Below are 15,857 nucleotides of genomic sequence, written 5' to 3'. Positions count from 1 at the left end.
CGTCGAGCTGGTCCATCGCCTCGAGAAAATCGGGCCGCCCGCCGGCATTGTTGATGTTGGCATAGACGCCGCCGCCGCCCGCATACGCATACTGCACCGGCTCGGGGTCGAGCGCGAACTCGCCGCTGCCGGGCGACAGCGCCACGCCGCGGACCAGCTCCTTGAGCGGGCGGCCCGCCTCGGGTGCGTTCGGATCCGACAGGCTCTCGGCGCTGCGGAACGCCTCGAAGTTGAGCTGCGGGATGCGGTTGCCGAACGCGCCCAGCGGCAGGTCCTCGAACACCACATAGGCCAGGCCGCGATAGGGCGGCACGTTGCCCGTGCCCTCCACGGCCTCGATCTTGGGGTCGGGCAGCTGGCTCTCGTCGCCCTTGTAGACGCGGATCTCCAGGTCCTCGGTCTCCATGAGCTTGCCGTCGGCCCAGATCCGCCCGACCCGCTCGATCGGCCCCTCGCACAAGCCGACCGCAAAGCTGATCGTGTAGGAGTATTCCTTGACCTTCTGCCCGCCGGTCGCCTTGCCGCCCTGCGACTTGGTGCGCACGTGCTCCTTGAAACGCGTCGACCAGATGACCTGGCCGGCCAGGCGCATGCGCCCGAACACCTGTGGCACCGGCGTGCCCTCGGTCGAAGTCTGCAGGTGCAGCGAGCGGGCGCGGCCGACCTCGACCGCCCGGCTGCCCGAGCCAAGGATCGTCTGGTCGATCAGGCCGCCGGCAATCGCGCCCGCCGCCTGCCCCAGCGTCGCCGCGCTCATCCCCAGCACGGTGCCCCCGATCGCGCCGCCGACCGCCGAGCCCGCCGCCGATAACAGAACCGTCGCCATCAATACCCCCGTACGGGAAAGCGAAAGACCGCGGCCAGCTTGCCCAGCCAGGCCGCCGTGAGATGGGTCTCCGAGACCCCGTGCCCCGAATAGGCGTGGATCATCCGCCCCGGCTCGAGCGATTCCGTCGCCAGCAGGCCCAGATGCTTGGCCGGCGCCGAGGGCCGCATGCGAAACAGCAGCACGTCGCCCAGCCCCGCCGCCTCGCGCTCGATCGCCACCAGGTGGCGCATGGCGGCGGCCATCAGGCGCTCCTCGCCGCTCGCCTCCGACCAGTCCGAGCTATAGGGCGGCGGCGCCTCGGGCTCGGCGCCCAGCGTCGCCCGCCAGACGCCGCGCAACAGGCCAAGGCAATCGGCCCCGCCGCCGCGCACGCTCGCCTGGTGGCAATAGGGCGTGCCCAGCCAGCGCCGCGCCTCCGCGGCCGCCGCCAGCCTGAGCCCGCGGTCAGCGGCGGAACAGGGAGCCGCCATCGTACTCGCCCTCCTGCTGCACATAGCCCGCCGCCCAGTCGTCGCCGGGCATGTGCGGGAAGCCCCGGAAGCTTATGAGGTTGTCGAATTTGGCCTTGCAGGTCTCGATGCGCTTGTCGCAGCCCGCCGTGACCGTGAACCCGTCGCCCGCGCTCACCGGCAGCGGCGGGGTCAGCCACAGCTCCAGCGTCGCTCCGGCGGCGGGGTCGAGCTGCGTCTTGACGTGCCCCTCGACGCCGGCATTGCCGCCCGCGGTCCACGCGAAGTGGCCGCCGTCGAACCAGCCGCGAGCAAAGCCCTCGAGCCCCGAGACCACGAAGCGCTGCGGATCGATCACCGCTTCGATTACGCCGGCGCCGCGGAAGGCGGGCTGCGTCAGGTCGACGCCGCATTTGCCGTCGCCCAGCCGTCGGTCGCAGCCGTGCAGATAGGCCCGGCCATAGGGCTGGTTCAGCCGCTCGGCGAGGCCGACCACCTCGGCCTCGAAGGCCGCGCGGCCGCGCCGGATCTCGCCGATGTGCCCGCGCGTGAGCAACAGCCGGCTGGCCGGGTCGGTCCAGTCCACCAGCCACAGCGTCACCTCGGCGCCGTCGTAGAGGCCGCGCTCGATGTCCTCGTCGGTGATGGCGTCCGAGCTCAGCGCGCCGCTCACCGAATGGCTGTCGACGCTCAGGCCCGTGGAGCTTTCCACCGCCTCGGCGTTCAGGCCGGTGCTCGCCTCGAAGGTGATGCCGTCGAAGCTCAGCGGCCGGTCATGGTCGGTGAAGCCCAGCACCACGCCATCGGTGCGCGTCACCGTCCAGCAGCGGCAGTGCGTGGTCGCACCGCTTGCCAGCGCGGCCCGCATCGTTTGCGGCAGCGTGCGCATCAGATCCGCACCTCGATCACAGGGATGGAAGGGATCTCGCCGGCCTCGAAGGCGGCGACGTTGACGGAAATCTCCTCGGTGTCGAAGCGCACCGGCACGTCGAACTCGAACCCCGCGGTCACGCCCGAGCCCGCCGCCGGCGCCGCCGTCAGCGTCACGATCCCCGTGGTCGTGTCGACCGAGAAGTCTGTGCCCTCCGCCAGGGCGGCGCCGTCCACGGCCACCTGCACCGTGCCGCTCACCGGCTTGGTGATGGGGCGGCGGAACTCGTTCGCGCCCGGGGCGTAGACCTTGACCAGCTGGAACTGCGTGGTCGTGCCGTCGCCCGCACCGATCGCCTGGTCGAGCGCGCCCGGCGCCGCCGAGGGCAGCCCGGAGCGGTGGTCCATCCAGTCCTTCCAGCGAAAGCCGTGCAGCATGCCGCGCCGCGCCTCGAAGAAGGCCAGCACCTCGGCCAGGTCGTCCAGCGACTTGACCCCCAGCCCCGCGTCATAGCGCCGGCGCGACTGCTCCCAGGGCGTGTTGCGGTGCTCGAACCCGTTGACCAGCGCCACCACCTCGGTGCGCCGCGCGACCCCGCCGGTCGAGCCGAACGAGATCGCGCCCGGAAACCGAATCTCGTGAAAACTCATGCCCGCTCCTCACAGCCTGCGATTGCCGCGCGCCACCGCGCGGGCCAGCTCCGCCGCGACCTGCCCGCGCGAGCGGCGAAACCCCTCGACGTCGGGGGTGGAGATGTTGACGGTGACCACCGGCGCGCCGCCCTGCCCCTGGGCGCGCACGCCCAGACGTCCGTCGGGGCCCCGCGTCAGCGGCATGATCGCCTCGGGCCCGGCCTCGCCCATCAGCCCAGTGCCGCCGCGCATGGGAAACAGCGCCGGCCCGTCGACGACGCCGCCGCGCGCGAAGGCGCGCACCCGGCCGGCCGAGAACGCCCCGCCCTGGGCAAAGCCGAAGGCGCCGACCAGCGAGCCGACCAGCCCGTTCAGCCCCGCCCCAAGCGAGTTCTGCACCGGCTTCAGCGCCGCGTTCAGCGTGCGCCCGGCGATGTCGCTCGCCAGCCCGCGCATCACGTCGCCCAGCTTGGCGCCGCCGAACACCGCCCGGTCGAACGCCGTGCGCAGGCTCGAGCCCAGCGAGCGCGACAGCCGCCGCGACTCGGCGTCCATCTCCTTCATGGCGCGCGCCGCATCGGTCATCTCGCCGGCGAACCCGCCGGCCAGCCCCTGCAGGTCGCTCAGCGCCACCGCCAGCCCGTCGGCCGCGCCGCCGCTCGCGCCTGCTCCGTTTCCGCCCGTCATGCCTTGCTCTCCTTGTCGGGAAACCGCGCCATCAGCGCGTCCAGCGCGGCGCGCTCCATCCAGCTTGCGCCACCGCCCGGCACCAGAATGCCCGCGCCTTCCAGCGCCCGTTGCAGCTCGACCGGCGTCATCGCCCAGAAGACGTCGGGCGCCAGCCCCAGCGTGCCGAGGCCGAGCCGCATCAGCTCGTCCCAGGCCAGGGACCCGCGCGGCCGCGCCGTCATCCCTGGCCCCCGGCCTCCGGCCTGAAGGTGCGTGACAGCAGCGTCAGCCCGGCGCGCATGGCGCCGACCGCGCCGCCCTCGATCTCGGCGGTGGCCAGCTCCTCTTCCGTGGCCGTGCCGCCCGCGCCGCGGATCCCCGCGGCCAGCAGCGCGATCAGCTCCGCCGCCGAGACGCCGCCGGTCTCGAACTTCTCCGCCAGCTCCAGCAGGCTCGTCGCCCCCAGCCGCGCCTCCAACTCGGCCAGGGCGCCCAGCGTCAGCCGCATCGTGCGCTCCTCGCCGTCGACGCGGAGCGCCACCTCGCCGCGCTGCGCATTGGCCATGCTCAGACCGCCGTGAAGCTCAGCGCGCCGGCCGAGACCAGCGCCACGTCGAACACCGCCTCGCCGTCGTGCTGGCCGGAATACTCCAGGCTGGTCAGCTGGAACGGTCCGGCGACCACGCCGAAGTCCGGGATCACGATCTCGAAGGCCGGGATCGTGCCGTCGAAGAACACGCGCCTCAGCGCCGCGTCCGAGGCCGCATCCTTGAAGATGCCCGAGCCCGAGACCGCCGCCGTGCGCACGCCCGCGCCGGCGAGCAACTCGCGCCACTGGCCGGCCGACTCGGCCGTCGTCACGTCCACCGTGTCGGCGTTGAAGGTGATCCGCGTCGCGCGGAGCCCCGCCACCGTCTCGAAGCTGCCGCTGCCGGTCTCGTCCAGCTTCAGCAGCAAGTCCCTGCCCTTCTGCGCCGTCATGCGCGATCTCCATAATTCATGGTTTTCCGTGGGTTATGCAAAGTTCCTAAAGCGTGTCCTCGACGGTCACGCGGAACCGCATCTCGATCCTGCGCAGCGCGTCACCCTCGGCGCGGCGCGTGCGCGCGCCGGCGAAGTGGACCAGCACCGCGTGCCCGCGGCTCAGCGCCAGCGCGCCTCCCAGCATCGCGTCCGAGATCGCCCCGGCCGCCTGCTTCGCTTCGGCAAAGCCGCGTCTGGGCGCGTTCACCGCGATGGTCAGCAGATGCGTCGCGCCCCGGTCGCTCGCGGTGCTCCAGTCGTCCACCCGCTCGTCGCCGAGGGTGACGTAGAGCCCGTCGGGCTCGGCCTCCTCGCTTGGCGGCAGCGGCGCGTCGTAGATGCGGGTGCCGACCAGGGCGGCGAGCCCCGCGTCGGCGCTCAGCAGCTGATAGACCGCCTGTTGCAGCGGCCATGACAGGGCATAGGTCATGCGAAGGGCACCTCCTCGACCCAGCAGGTCAGGTAGGCGCCGCGGTGGTCGGCTTCGGCGACGCCCCGGATGGCGAAGACGCGCGCGCCCTGGCGGAAGCGCTGCTCGGGCTGCGGCCGCCGGGCCGCGCCCACGGGCGCCGAGCGGATCGTCACCCGGTGCGTCACCCGCGAGATCTCGCGTTCCCCGCTGACCCGCTCGCGCGCGCTCGAGGTCCGGACATCGGCCCAGTGCGTGCCCAGCGCCGTCCATGTCACCTGCCAGCCGCCGCCGCCGTCGGCGACCCGCGCGGGCGCCTCCAGAACCAGGCGCTGGCTCAGCTTCGGTCTGTGTTGCGACATCGCGCCCTCGCTCAGATTCGGACCGGAAGCCACGGAACCAGCAGCCCGCGCACCGCCATCGGGATCCCCGGCCCCGCATCGTCGAAGCGCCGCTCATAGAAGTCCGCGGCCAGCAGCGTCACCGCCTGGCGCAGGTCTCCCGGCACGTCGGTCGCGGCCGAACCGAAGCCGGCATCGAACGTGAACTCTGCCACATAGCCATCTGGAATAGATGGTAAATACTCGCCGTTTGATCCCGTGACCCGCTGCCGGGCCGTGCCCGGCTCCAAGGCCCAGGACGCCGGGTCGACATCGATCGCCGCCGTGCCCTGGACGAAGCGCAGGGTGCCGATCGCCGCGACCGGCCCGACCGGCAGCACGGCGTGCCCCGCCCGGTCCCAGCCGGCCATGCGCAGCACGAAGCCGCGCCGGATCAGCGCCAGCCCGGTGCGCGCCTCGACGGCCGCCACCGCGTTGTCCAGGTAAAGCTGCAGCAGCGCATCCTCGGCCCCGTCGTCCGGAAAGCCGTTCGCCAGCCGCAGATGCGCCGAGAACTCGCTCAACGACACCGGCGTCGTTGCCGCCGGCGCGCTCTGTGTTAAAATCATGCGCTTCGCCCCCTGAGTTGCCCCGGCTCAGACCGGGTCGGCGATCTCGTCGGAAAAGCCCTCGAGCGTGACCGTGCCGTCTTCGACCACCTCGCAGGGCTCGGCCAGCGCGGTGACGATCAGCAGCTCGCCCGAGCCCCGCCCCACCACCGCCAGGTGATCGGCGCAGCCCGAGGCTAGCACTGCCACGCCCTCGCGCGCGCGCACCGCCAGGCGCCGCCCCGACCTCACGCCGGGCAGAATCTGAAAGTCGCCATTGCCCAGCCCGGGCAACAGCTCCGCGAGGCCCAGCATGCGCCCGCCCTCGCAGGCGGGGCTCAGCGCCTCCGCCACGCTCGCGGGCGCCCCGGCGCACAGCGCCAGCGTGTCCGCGTGCTCGGCGATGTAGGCAAACGCCGCATCCAGCGCCCTGTGGCTCATCGACTTCGCCATCGCGGCTCTCGTCTCCGCCCGAGTTGCAATCCGTGCGTCCGCTGATGCGCGGCCCGGGGCCGGGCGCCGGCGGGTACCTCTCCGCCGGCGGCCGGCGACGCCACGCTTAACTGACGCCGAACTTGAGCACCTTGATCGCAGCGAAGTCGGTGACGTCCCCGCCCACGCGCTTGGTGGCGTAGAACATCACGTGCGGCTTGGCCGAATAGGGGTCGCGCAGGATGCGGATGTCGGGCCGCTCGGCCACCGTGTAGCCATGGCCGAAATCGCCGAAGGCCACCGAGAGGCTGTCCGCCCCGATGTCCGGCATCTCCTCGACGATCGCCACCGGATAGCCCATCAAAAGCGCCGGCTGGCGCGCCGACATGCCCTCGGTCCACACGAAGCGGCCCTGCCCGTCCTTGATCTTGCGGATCTCGCCGGCGGTCTTCGAGTTCATCACGAAGGCCGCGTTGGCCCGGTACTGGGCGCCCAGCGAATAGATCAGCTCGACCACCGTGTCGGCCGGCTCGTTGGCGTCGAAGGCGCCCGAGGTGCCGGTCGCGGTATAGCCGATGTTGCCCCACGACCACGAGGCGTCGTCCACCATCGGCTTGGTCAGGAAGCCGGTGGGCTTGTTCACCCCGTCGCCGGAGATGAAGGCCGCGCTCTCGGCGCGCAGGAAGCGATCCGCGATGCGCTCGGCCAGCCAGGCCTCGACGTCGAAGGCGGTGTCGTCCAGGAGCCGCTGCGAGGCCTTCGGGCTGGCCGACAGCTCGTTCAGCTGGATGGCGATGCGGTCGATCACCGGCGCCGCGGTCTCGCTGACCGTGCTGGTCTCGTCCAGCCAGCCGGCGCCGATCTCCTCGTGGTCGACCAGCACGTCGTAGGAGCCGGCCTCGACCTGCACCACGCGCGACAGCGCCCGGATCGAGGCGCCCGAGCGCAGCACGGTCTCGATCTGCTCGGCCGTGCGCGGGTCGACCAGGTAGCCGCCCTCGGCGGCGACCGCCGTGTTCAGCCCCTTGGACTCGATGTCGAGCCCCTTGAGCTCGTCCTCCTGGCCGCGCCGCACATAGGCGGCGAAGGCCTTGGCGTGCGGCAGCGCCTCGCTGGCGCGGGCCTCCAGCGCCGGGCGGCGCGCGGCGCTCTTGCGGTCGAGCGCCTCGATCCGGGTGGTCATGTCCGTCATGCGCTTGCTCATATCCTCCTTGAAGCCGTGGAACCCCTTCAGGAACTCGGCCGCGGCCGACTTTGCCTCGGCGACCGCCGCGGCCTTCTGATCAGTCTCGGTCATGCTTGGTCTTTCCTTCTTCGCGGTTGGGCGGAGTGTCGCTGGGCAAAGCTCAGCGGAGTTGGCCGGCGCCCTCGCCGAGGGCCTCGGCCAGCGCCAGTTCCATGATCTCGGCGGCGCTCGCGCTCGCCAGCATGGCCCGGGCGGTGGGAAGCATCGGGAAGGTCACCAGCGACACCTCCCAAAGGTCGATCTCGATCAGCCGCCGCCCACCGGTGGCGGCGTTCTTCTCGGCCCTGACCACGCGGTAGCCGATCGACAGCCCGTCGATCGCCCCGGCGCGCATCAGCGCCATGGCCTCGGCGCCCTGGTGGACGTCGGTCAGGATGGTGCCGTTGACGCGCAGGCCGCGCGCGTCCTCGCGCACGTCGTGCCACACGCCGATCGGCCGCGCCGGGTCGTGCTGCCACAGGAACTTGACCTTGCGCCCGGCGGCCTTGAGCCGCTCGAGCGAGGCGCGGAAGGCGCCCGGCGCGACCACGTCGCCGCTCTGGTCGGGCTCGCCGAAATACGAGGCATAGCCCTCGATGCGGCCGGTCGCGCCCGCTTGCGTGGCGCCCTCGAAAGCCGTGAACTTCACCTCCAGCCCGTGCGGCGCACGGGCCGTTTGTGTCTCTGTGTGCATGTCGCTTGATCCTTCCTAACGGCGCCCGGCGGCGCCGATCGCGGGCAGCGCGCTGCCCGGCCCGCGCCGAAGTCCGCGTCCTCCCCGCCCCGGGCGGGGATCTTCCGGGGGTGTCGGCAGTCCCCCGCCTGTGCGTGTGTGGCGGCTGCCCAGCCGGTGCGGCTGCGCGCGCGGCCTCAGCCCTCTCTGGGGCCCAGCCCCAAGAGCGCCCGCTTCTCGTCGTCGTCGAGGAACGAGGCCCCCGCCACCCGCCGCCACAGCGCCTCGCGCTCGGCGGCCAGCGCCGGGATCGCGTCCTGGTCGGGCTCGAGGCTCAGCGCCGCGCCCGCGCCCAGCCACATGGCCATGGCGCCCGCGGTCTTGCGCACCAGGGGCAGCACCGTCTGGCGATAGAACGCCCGGTTCGCCTCCTGGTAATTGGAATAGGTGTTGTCGCCGGGCAGGCCCAGAAGCATCGGCGGCACGCCGAAGGCCAGCGCGATCTCGCGCGCCGCCGCGTGCTTGGTCTCGAGGAAGTCCATCTCCTGGGGCGAGTAGCCCATGGGCTTCCAGTCCAGCCCGCCCTCCAGCAGCAGGGGCCGCCCGGCATTGCGCGCGCCCTGGTGGTTCTCCTCGATCTCGCGCGTCAGCCGCTGGTACTGCTCCTCGCTCAGCTGCCCGCCGCCCTCGGTGCCGCCGAACACGATGGCGCCCGATGGCCGCGCCGCGTTGTCCAGAAGCGCCTTGGACCACCGCGCCGCCGCGTTGTGCACGTCGATCGAGGCCGCCGCCGCCTCCAGCGGGCTCAGCCCGTAATGGTCGTTCAGCGGGTGGAAGCTCTTGAGGTGCAGGATCGGGTCGCTGTCGCCGGTCATGTCGAAACGGTGCTTCTGCCGGCCCACGGTATATTCATAGGCCATCGGCCAGCCGTCCGGCCCCGGCACCACGCTCATGCGGTCGGGGCGCAGGCAGTGCAGCTCGCGCGGCAGGCCGTTCGGGCCGTGCGCCGCGCCCTCGATATAGGCGTTGCCGCTCAGCTGCAGGTGGCCGTAGACGATCTCGAGGAAGCTGCGCCCGCCCTGCCCCGGGTTGGGCCGCGCCAGCAGCCCCAGCACCGGGTGCGTGCTCATGCGCGCCCCGTCCTCGGCCAGCAGCAGCGGGATCGCCGCGGCCGCCTCGGCCACCATGCGCACGGAGCGGAAGCCGATGACGTTCTGCTCATAGCCCTGCCGCGTCAGAGACTGATAGTCCCTGGGGCTCCAGACCGCGCGCCCGGTGCCGTGCAACGCCATCAGCGGGCCGACGGCGGACGCCTTCTCCTCGCCGGGCGCCTCGGCCCTGCGGAACAGTCGAAATGCCATGTCGCGATGATCTCCGTCTTGCGCCATCAGACCGTGCGCGCCCGCGGCGCCAGGCGCCGCTCGGCCTCTTGCATCAGGTCGGTCACCGCCCAGACGAGCGCGTCCAGCCGGTCGGGGCTCTTGATCCCGGTCTGCTCGCCGGGGACGAAGCGGCACATCTGCCGCTCGAGCCTTGGGAAGCTGCCGGCGTGGTGCGCCCGGCCCTGCTCGTAGAGCGCCGCCACCGGCTCGGCGCGCAGGCGCTTGCCGGTGGTGGCGGTGACGGTGCGGACGCTGACATCGGGGGCCGCGTGGTAGAGCACGCTGCGGACCATGTCGCCGCCCTGGTTCACTTCCGCGACAAGGCGGTCTGCCTGATGATGTCGATAAGCTTCAGCAGCGCGTCGCGCCCAAGCTGTAGGACCAGCATGCGCACACGACTCGTCAGCCAGGACATAAACTTTCCAGCCACTTTCATCTCCTTTCAGGTCTATGCCCGCCACCACGATGCCGCATTCGTCGGCGCGCGGGCCGGCGCTCGCCGGCGGGTCCACGGCGACCACGATGCGGTCGAGATCGGGCACCTCGTCCACCCTTGCCGCGTCGATCATCAGCGGCGTCCACAGGGCGCCGGCGCGCTCGCGCACCAGCTCGCCCTCAAGCTCCTGGCGCTCGGTCGAGGTGCCGACATGCCTGGCCCGCAGCCGCTCGACGAAGTCGGGCGCCAGGTTGGCGCGGTTGGCCGCGGTCGGGGCATGGGTCACCACCGTGCCGGCGGCCTTCATCAGCTCGATCAGCACCTCGTTGTCGCGCGGGGTCGTGGTCACCACCTGGCGCGGGCGCTCGCCCAGGCGCAGGCAGAACTGCAGCATGTCCCAGGCGTCGCGGCACTTGCGCCACTTGCCCAGCTCGTCGGCCCAGGCGCCGTCGAACTGCGGCCCGCGCATGGCCTCCGGGTTGGCCGCCGACAGCATCGCCGCCTCGGCCCCGTTCGGCCAGACCAGCCGCTTGCGGCTGACCTGGAGGTCCGGGCGGCGATCGGGGGGCGTCACGGCCATCAGCCCCGACTCGCCCTCCACCATCACCGCCCGGACCTGGTCGATCGTCTCGCCGACCAGCGCGATCCGGCGCGCCCGTCCGGGCGCATCGGGCGTCGCGCCCTCCACCTGGCCGCGGATCCATTCGGCCCCGGCGCGGGTCTTGCCCGCGCCGCGCCCGCCCAGGATCACCCAGGTCTGCCAGTCGCCCTCGGGCTCGGCCTGGTGCCCGGGATGGGCCCAGACCTCCCACAGCCACGGCAGCGCCCCGAGCGCGTTCTCCGAGAGTCCCTCGAGGAACGCCGCGCGCCCCGCCTCATCCAGCGAGGCGATCCAGGCGGCGGGCGATTTCCGCGCGCGCTTGGGCAAGATCGATCACTCCCTCTCCGCGCCGGTCCTTCCCGGCACCGGTCATCAGCTTGCCCTCCATGTCCAGCACGGTCTGGAGCGCCTTCTGGTTCATCCGGATCAGTTCGGTCAGGTCCCTGACCCGGTCCTTGTCGGTTTCGGGCTCGAGCGCCGCCTCGAGGCGATCGATCACGCCATCGAGGCTGCGCGAGAGGCCGGCGAAGAGCTTCCGCGCGCGATCAAGCGCCGACGGGTCCTCCGCCGGCTCCTCCGCGCAGACGCCACCCCGCCGACCGAGATCCTCGGTCGTTCTCACCATGGGCGTCTTTCCTTTTCGCTAGGCGCCGGAAATGCAAAGGGCGGCCCCCCGGCCGCCCCGTTCGGTTGATTCCCAGCGTGCCTGAATGACTACTTCGCAGCGCGCGCCAAGTCAAGAACTTTCTTCGTGTAATACATTAAAAATATCCTTTAATACTAAATTAATTCTTTCTTTTCTTCTCTATCTGTCGCCACTTCGCGACGTTGCGGTTGTGCGCGGCCAGCGTCCGGGCGAAGACGTGCCCGCCGCTGCCGTCGGCCACGAAATACAGGAAATTGGTATCCGCGGGGTGAAGCACGGCCATGATGGCGTCGCGGCCGGGGTTGGCGATCGGCGTCGGCGGCAGCCCGTCGATCAGGTAGGTGTTGTAGGCCGTCCGCCGCTCCAGCTCCGAGCGCGTCAGCCCCCGCCCCAGCGGCCCCTTGCCCTTGGTGATGCCATAGACCACGGTGGGGTCCGACTGCAGCTTCATGCCCCGCTTCAGCCGGTTGAGGAACACCGAGGCCACCTGCGCCCGCTCGCCGGGCAGACCGGTCTCCTTCTCCACGATCGAGGCCAGGATCAGCGCCTGCTCGGGGCTGGTCAGCGGCAGGTTCGGCGCCCGCCCGGCCCAGGCCTCGGCCAGGATGCGCTTCTGCGTCGCCTGCATCCGCTGCAACAGCCCCGCGCGGCTGTCGCCGCGCTCCACCTGGTACGTCTGCGGCGCCAGGCTGCCCTCGGGCGGCACCGCGTCGATGCTGCCGCTCAGCACATCGTTGCCGCGCAGCTGCTCAACCACCTCAAAGCTGGTCAGCCCCTCGGCCACGGTGACGTTGTGCTTGAGCGTGTCGCCGCGCACCATCATGGCCAGGATATCCGACATCGAGGCGCTGGCCGGGATGCGGTACTCGCCATAGCGGATCGCCCGCGCCTCGCCGCGATAGCGCGCGCCGATCCGGAACAGGAACGCGCTGTCGATCGCCCCCTTCTGCTTCAGAAGCCTCGCCGTGTCGGACAGGTTCGCCCCCTTCGGCAGCACCACCACCGCCGGCGCGGTCAGCGGTCCCGGCGCGGAGAACTCGCGCCTGGCAAGGCCGATCGCCGCCACGACCAGGATGCCGAGGACGATCAGGACCGAGATGGCGTTCGCCGCGACGTTGCGCATGCGGCTCATGCCGGCGTCAGCTCACCCTGCCGAAGATGAGCGAGGCATTGGTGCCGCCGAAGCCGAACGAGTTGGACAGCGCCACGTTGATTTCGCGCTCGCGCGCCTTCAGCGGCGCCAGGTCCATCTCGGTCTCTACCGAGGGGTCCTCGAGGTTCAGCGTCGGCGGCGCCACCTGGTCGCGGATCGCCAGCACGCTGAAGATCGCCTCGACCGCGCCGGCGGCGCCCAGCAGGTGGCCGGTGGCGCTCTTGGTCGAGCTCATGGTCACGTCGCCCACATGGTTGCCCATCAGCCGGGTGACCGCCATCAGCTCCAGCTCGTCACCCATTGGCGTCGAGGTGCCGTGCGCGTTGACATAGTCGACCGCCCCGGCCTCCAGCCCCGCGCTCCTCAGCGCCGCCGACATCGAGCGGTAGCCGCCGCTGCCGTCGGGCGCCGGCGCAGTGATGTGATAGGCGTCGCCCGACAGGCCATAGCCCAGCACCTCGGCATAGATGCGCGCGCCGCGCTTGACCGCGTGCTCGTACTCCTCCAGCACCACGATGCCCGCGCCCTCGCCCATGACGAAGCCGTCGCGCCCCCTGTCATAGGGCCGCGAGGCGCGCTCGGGCGTGTCGTTGTAATGCGTCGACAGCGCCTTGCAGGCGCAAAAGCCGGCCACGCCCAGCTCGCAGATCGGGTTCTCGGCGCCGCCCGCCAGCATCACGTCGGCATCGCCCAGCCCGATCAGCCGCGCCGCGTCGCCAATGGCGTGGGCGCCGGTCGAGCAGGCCGTGACCACGGCGTGATTCGGCCCCTTGAAGCCGTAGCGGATCGAAACCTGCCCCGAGCACAGGTTGATCAGCGAGCCGGGGATGAAGAAGGGCGAGATGCGCCGCGGCCCCTTCTCCTTGAGCACCACCGCCGTGTCGGCGATGGTCTCGAGCCCGCCGATGCCTGAGCCGATCAGGACGCCGGTGCGCTCGCGCTCGCGCTCGTCCTCGGGCCGCCAGCCGGAATCGCGCACCGCCTGCTCGGCGGCGGTCAGCGCGTAGGTGATGAAGCGGTCGACCTTGCGCTGCTCCTTCGGCTCGACCCAGTCGTCGGGGTTGAAGGTGCCGTCGCTGCCGTCGCCCATGGGGATCTCGCAGGCGATCTGGCAGGGCAGGTGCGAGGCGTCGAAATGGCTGATCCTGCCGGCCCCGGAGCGCCCGGCGACGATGCGACTCCAGGTCTCCTCGACGCCGCAGGCCAGCGGCGTCAGCATTCCAAGGCCGGTGACGACAACTCGGCGCATCTGTGGCTCCTCGTCCGTTATGCCGGGCGGGCGCCAGCCGCGCCTGGCCTGACCGGTTCGGGGCGAGTCATACCCAACCCTGCCACTCCCTTACAATTGAAAACGCGGCCCCCGGTCCAGCCCGAGCGCCGCGTCTCAAAGGCCAGAGCGGACAGCTATGCCGCCTTTTCCGAAATGAACTTCACCGCGTCACCGAAGGTCTGGATGCTTTCCGCGGCGTCATCGGGGATCTCGATTCCGAACTCCTCCTCGAACGCCATGACCAGCTCAACGGTGTCCAGGCTGTCTGCGCCCAGGTCGTCGATGAAGCTCGCGCCTGCCACGACCTTGTCCTCCTCGACGCCCAGATGCTCGACCACGATCTTCCTGACGCGATCCTCAATATCGCTCATGTCCGCTCCTGTTATTCAGGCCCTAAGGGCCATGTGGTTGGCCTTTTTCTCCGATGGCGGTGCCATCGCCTCCCAGCGGCGCCCCGACGGGTGTTCCGGGGGTTCCTTAGCATAACTGCGCCGCCACGCAAATTCCAATCCGGCGCTCAGATCATCGCCATGCCGCCGTTCACGTGGACGGTCTGGCCGGTCACATAGGCCGCCTCGTCGGAGGCCAGGAACAGCGCCGCCGCGGCCACCTCGTCGGCGCTGCCCACGCGGCCCGCCGGGATGGCACCCATCAGCTTCGCCTTCTGCTCCTCGCCCAGCTTGTCGGTCATCGCCGTGGCGATGAAGCCCGGCGCGACGCAGTTCACCGTGATGTTGCGCGAGGCCACCTCGGCGGCCAGCGACTTGGACATGCCGATCATGCCGGCCTTGGCCGCGGCGTAGTTGCCCTGCCCCGGGTTGCCGGTGACGCCGACGATCGAGGTGATGCCGATGATCCGGCCCCAGCGCTTTTTCATCATGCCGCGCAGCACGCCGCGGCTCAGCCGGAAGGCCGCCGTGAGGTTGACGCGCAGCACCTCGTCCCATTCGGCGTCGGACATGCGCATGAACAGGTTGTCGCGCGTTACCCCGGCATTGTTGACCAGGATGTCGACCGCGCCCATCGCCTCGGCCGCCTGCCTGGGCAGTGCCTCGACCGCGGTCGCGTCTGACAGGTCGCACGGCGTCACATGCGCCCGCTCGCCCAGCTCGCCCCTGAGCGCGTCGAGCGGCCCGGCCCGCGTGCCCGACAACGCCACGGTGGCCCCCTGCGCATACAGCGCCCGGGCGATCGCCCCGCCGATGCCGCCGCTGGCGCCGGTGACCAGCGCGCACTTGCCTGTCAGGTCGAACATCGTCCCCTCCCTCATCCGTTCAGCGCCGCGGCCAGCTCGCGCAGCTCGGCCGCGGTGTTCACCGCGCGCGCCGCCAGCTCGCGGTCGATCCTTCGCACCATGCCGCTCAGCGCCTTGCCGGCGCCGATCTCGACGAACTCGCGCACCCCCTGCGCCGCCATCCACTGCACGGATTCGCGCCAGCGCACGGCGCCGGTGACCTGCTCGACCAAGAGCGCGCGGATCTCGTCGGGCTCAGTCACCCCCTCGGCGCGCACGTTCGAGACCACCGGCACCCGGGGCGGGCTGATCTCCACCCGGCCCAGCGCCTCGGCCATCACCTCGGCGGCGGGCTGCATCAGCGCGCAATGGAAGGGCGCGGAGACGGGCAGCAGGATCGCCCGCTTGGCGCCGCGCGCCCGGGCGATCTCCACCGCCCGCTCGACCGCCCCCTTGTGCCCCGAGATCACCACCTGCCCCGGGTCGTTGTCGTTCGCCGCCTGGCACACCTCGCCGCCGTCGCCGCCTTTGGCGGCCTCGTCGGCCACCTCGCGCGCCGCCGCCAGGTCCAGGCCCAGGATCGCCGCCATGGCGCCCAGGCCCACCGGCACCGCCTTCTGCATCGCCTGCCCGCGCGTCCTGAGCAGCCGCGCCGTGTCGGCCAGGCTCAGCGCCCCCGCCGCGCACAGCGCCGAGTACTCGCCCAGCGAGTGCCCGGCGACGAAGCGCGCCGCCTCCACCTCGACGCCCTCGGACGCGAGCGCGCGCATCGCGGCCAGCGAGGTGGCCATCAGCGCCGGCTGGGCATTGGCGGTCAGCAGCAGCATCTCCTCGGGCCCGTCCCAGATCAGGCGGCTCAGGCGCTCGCCCAGCGCCGCGTCGACCTCCTCGAACACCGCAGCGGCCGCCGGATAGGCCTGGGCCAGGTCGCGCCCCATGCCCACGGTCTGGGCTCCCTGGCCCGGAAAGACGAATGCCCGCATCTCCTCCCCCTT

21 protein-coding genes and 1 pseudogene are annotated in these 15,857 nt (G+C 71.4%); all 22 read right to left on the bottom strand.

All coding sequences use genetic code 11. From position 1 onward, the window contains the following. A pseudogene (locus tag AC32QD_RS09070) lies at positions 1 to 826 on the bottom strand (baseplate multidomain protein megatron); the annotation flags it as partial. Next, positions 826 to 1,299, bottom strand: a complete 474-nt coding sequence (locus AC32QD_RS09065) for a C40 family peptidase (protein ID WP_492010167.1) — start codon at positions 1,297 to 1,299, stop codon at positions 826 to 828. The pseudogene AC32QD_RS09070 and the gene AC32QD_RS09065, both read right to left, overlap by 1 nt. Then, entirely contained in the window at positions 1,274 to 2,167 is an 894-nt protein-coding gene (locus AC32QD_RS09060) for a phage/gene transfer agent baseplate hub protein (protein ID WP_492010166.1), read from the bottom strand. Before AC32QD_RS09060 ends, AC32QD_RS09065 begins: the two co-directional genes overlap by 26 nt. Further along, the gene (locus tag AC32QD_RS09055; protein ID WP_492010165.1) at positions 2,167 to 2,799 is read right to left on the bottom strand and encodes a phage distal tail protein, Rcc01695 family; all 633 of its coding nucleotides are present in this window, start codon (positions 2,797 to 2,799) and stop codon (positions 2,167 to 2,169) included. The genes AC32QD_RS09060 and AC32QD_RS09055 overlap by 1 nt, the downstream gene beginning before the upstream one ends. A 9-nt stretch (positions 2,800 to 2,808) precedes the next feature. Further along, positions 2,809 to 3,468 (bottom strand): RcGTA-type gene transfer agent tail tape measure protein, encoded by a 660-nt coding sequence (locus AC32QD_RS09050; protein WP_492010164.1) that lies wholly within the window; start codon positions 3,466 to 3,468, stop codon positions 2,809 to 2,811. Continuing rightward, complete coding sequence (locus tag AC32QD_RS09045; protein ID WP_492010163.1) at positions 3,465 to 3,692, bottom strand: rcc01693 family protein; 228 nt, start codon at positions 3,690 to 3,692, stop codon at positions 3,465 to 3,467. Before AC32QD_RS09045 ends, AC32QD_RS09050 begins: the two co-directional genes overlap by 4 nt. Then, on the bottom strand, positions 3,689 to 4,015 hold the full coding sequence (locus AC32QD_RS09040; protein WP_492010162.1) for a gene transfer agent family protein: 327 nt from the start codon (positions 4,013 to 4,015) through the stop codon (positions 3,689 to 3,691). The genes AC32QD_RS09045 and AC32QD_RS09040 overlap by 4 nt, the downstream gene beginning before the upstream one ends. 2 nt (positions 4,016 to 4,017) lie before the next feature. Next, positions 4,018 to 4,431 (bottom strand): phage major tail protein, TP901-1 family, encoded by a 414-nt coding sequence (locus AC32QD_RS09035; protein ID WP_492010161.1) that lies wholly within the window; start codon positions 4,429 to 4,431, stop codon positions 4,018 to 4,020. Between the two features lie 46 nt (positions 4,432 to 4,477). Further along, positions 4,478 to 4,903 carry a DUF3168 domain-containing protein gene (locus tag AC32QD_RS09030; RefSeq protein ID WP_492010160.1) on the bottom strand — a complete coding sequence of 142 codons (426 nt, stop codon included), beginning with the start codon at positions 4,901 to 4,903 and terminating at the stop codon, positions 4,478 to 4,480. Beyond that, on the bottom strand, positions 4,900 to 5,244 hold the full coding sequence (locus AC32QD_RS09025; RefSeq protein ID WP_492010159.1) for a head-tail adaptor protein: 345 nt from the start codon (positions 5,242 to 5,244) through the stop codon (positions 4,900 to 4,902). Before AC32QD_RS09025 ends, AC32QD_RS09030 begins: the two co-directional genes overlap by 4 nt. A gap of 11 nt (positions 5,245 to 5,255) precedes the next feature. After that, positions 5,256 to 5,831, bottom strand: coding sequence for a head-tail connector protein (locus AC32QD_RS09020; RefSeq protein WP_492010158.1), 576 nt, complete (start codon positions 5,829 to 5,831; stop codon positions 5,256 to 5,258). Between the two features lie 27 nt (positions 5,832 to 5,858). Then, positions 5,859 to 6,263, bottom strand: coding sequence for a hypothetical protein (locus AC32QD_RS09015; protein WP_492010157.1), 405 nt, complete (start codon positions 6,261 to 6,263; stop codon positions 5,859 to 5,861). A gap of 106 nt (positions 6,264 to 6,369) precedes the next feature. Beyond that, positions 6,370 to 7,539 (bottom strand): phage major capsid protein, encoded by a 1,170-nt coding sequence (locus tag AC32QD_RS09010; RefSeq protein WP_492010156.1) that lies wholly within the window; start codon positions 7,537 to 7,539, stop codon positions 6,370 to 6,372. Between the two features lie 49 nt (positions 7,540 to 7,588). Further along, positions 7,589 to 8,161: an HK97 family phage prohead protease gene (locus AC32QD_RS09005; protein ID WP_492010155.1), complete on the bottom strand. Its 573-nt coding sequence runs from the start codon at positions 8,159 to 8,161 to the stop codon at positions 7,589 to 7,591. Between the two features lie 176 nt (positions 8,162 to 8,337). Next, positions 8,338 to 9,501, bottom strand: a complete 1,164-nt coding sequence (locus tag AC32QD_RS09000; RefSeq protein WP_492010154.1) for a phage portal protein — start codon at positions 9,499 to 9,501, stop codon at positions 8,338 to 8,340. Positions 9,502 to 9,527: 26 nt separating this feature from the next. Continuing rightward, a complete protein-coding gene (locus AC32QD_RS08995; protein WP_492010153.1) occupies positions 9,528 to 10,886 on the bottom strand; it encodes a DNA-packaging protein in 1,359 nt (452 codons plus the stop codon). Continuing rightward, a complete protein-coding gene (locus tag AC32QD_RS08990) occupies positions 10,834 to 11,184 on the bottom strand; it encodes a hypothetical protein (RefSeq protein WP_492010152.1) in 351 nt (116 codons plus the stop codon). Before AC32QD_RS08990 ends, AC32QD_RS08995 begins: the two co-directional genes overlap by 53 nt. A gap of 160 nt (positions 11,185 to 11,344) precedes the next feature. Continuing rightward, positions 11,345 to 12,337: an endolytic transglycosylase MltG gene (mltG, locus tag AC32QD_RS08985; RefSeq protein ID WP_492010151.1), complete on the bottom strand. Its 993-nt coding sequence runs from the start codon at positions 12,335 to 12,337 to the stop codon at positions 11,345 to 11,347. Between the two features lie 7 nt (positions 12,338 to 12,344). After that, the gene (gene fabF, locus AC32QD_RS08980; RefSeq protein WP_492010150.1) at positions 12,345 to 13,607 is read right to left on the bottom strand and encodes a beta-ketoacyl-ACP synthase II; all 1,263 of its coding nucleotides are present in this window, start codon (positions 13,605 to 13,607) and stop codon (positions 12,345 to 12,347) included. A gap of 155 nt (positions 13,608 to 13,762) precedes the next feature. After that, positions 13,763 to 13,999, bottom strand: coding sequence for an acyl carrier protein (locus tag AC32QD_RS08975; RefSeq protein WP_492010149.1), 237 nt, complete (start codon positions 13,997 to 13,999; stop codon positions 13,763 to 13,765). A 146-nt stretch (positions 14,000 to 14,145) separates the two neighbouring features. Then, positions 14,146 to 14,883: a 3-oxoacyl-[acyl-carrier-protein] reductase gene (gene fabG, locus AC32QD_RS08970; RefSeq protein ID WP_492010148.1), complete on the bottom strand. Its 738-nt coding sequence runs from the start codon at positions 14,881 to 14,883 to the stop codon at positions 14,146 to 14,148. Between the two features lie 11 nt (positions 14,884 to 14,894). Beyond that, positions 14,895 to 15,845 (bottom strand): ACP S-malonyltransferase, encoded by a 951-nt coding sequence (gene fabD / locus AC32QD_RS08965; protein ID WP_492010168.1) that lies wholly within the window; start codon positions 15,843 to 15,845, stop codon positions 14,895 to 14,897. Positions 15,846 to 15,857: the final 12 nt, after the last annotated feature.

Source organism: Thermohalobaculum sp., assembly GCF_058622915.1.
The sequence above is the reverse complement of the archived record's forward strand: the minus strand, read 5'-3'. Positions and strand labels throughout refer to the sequence as shown.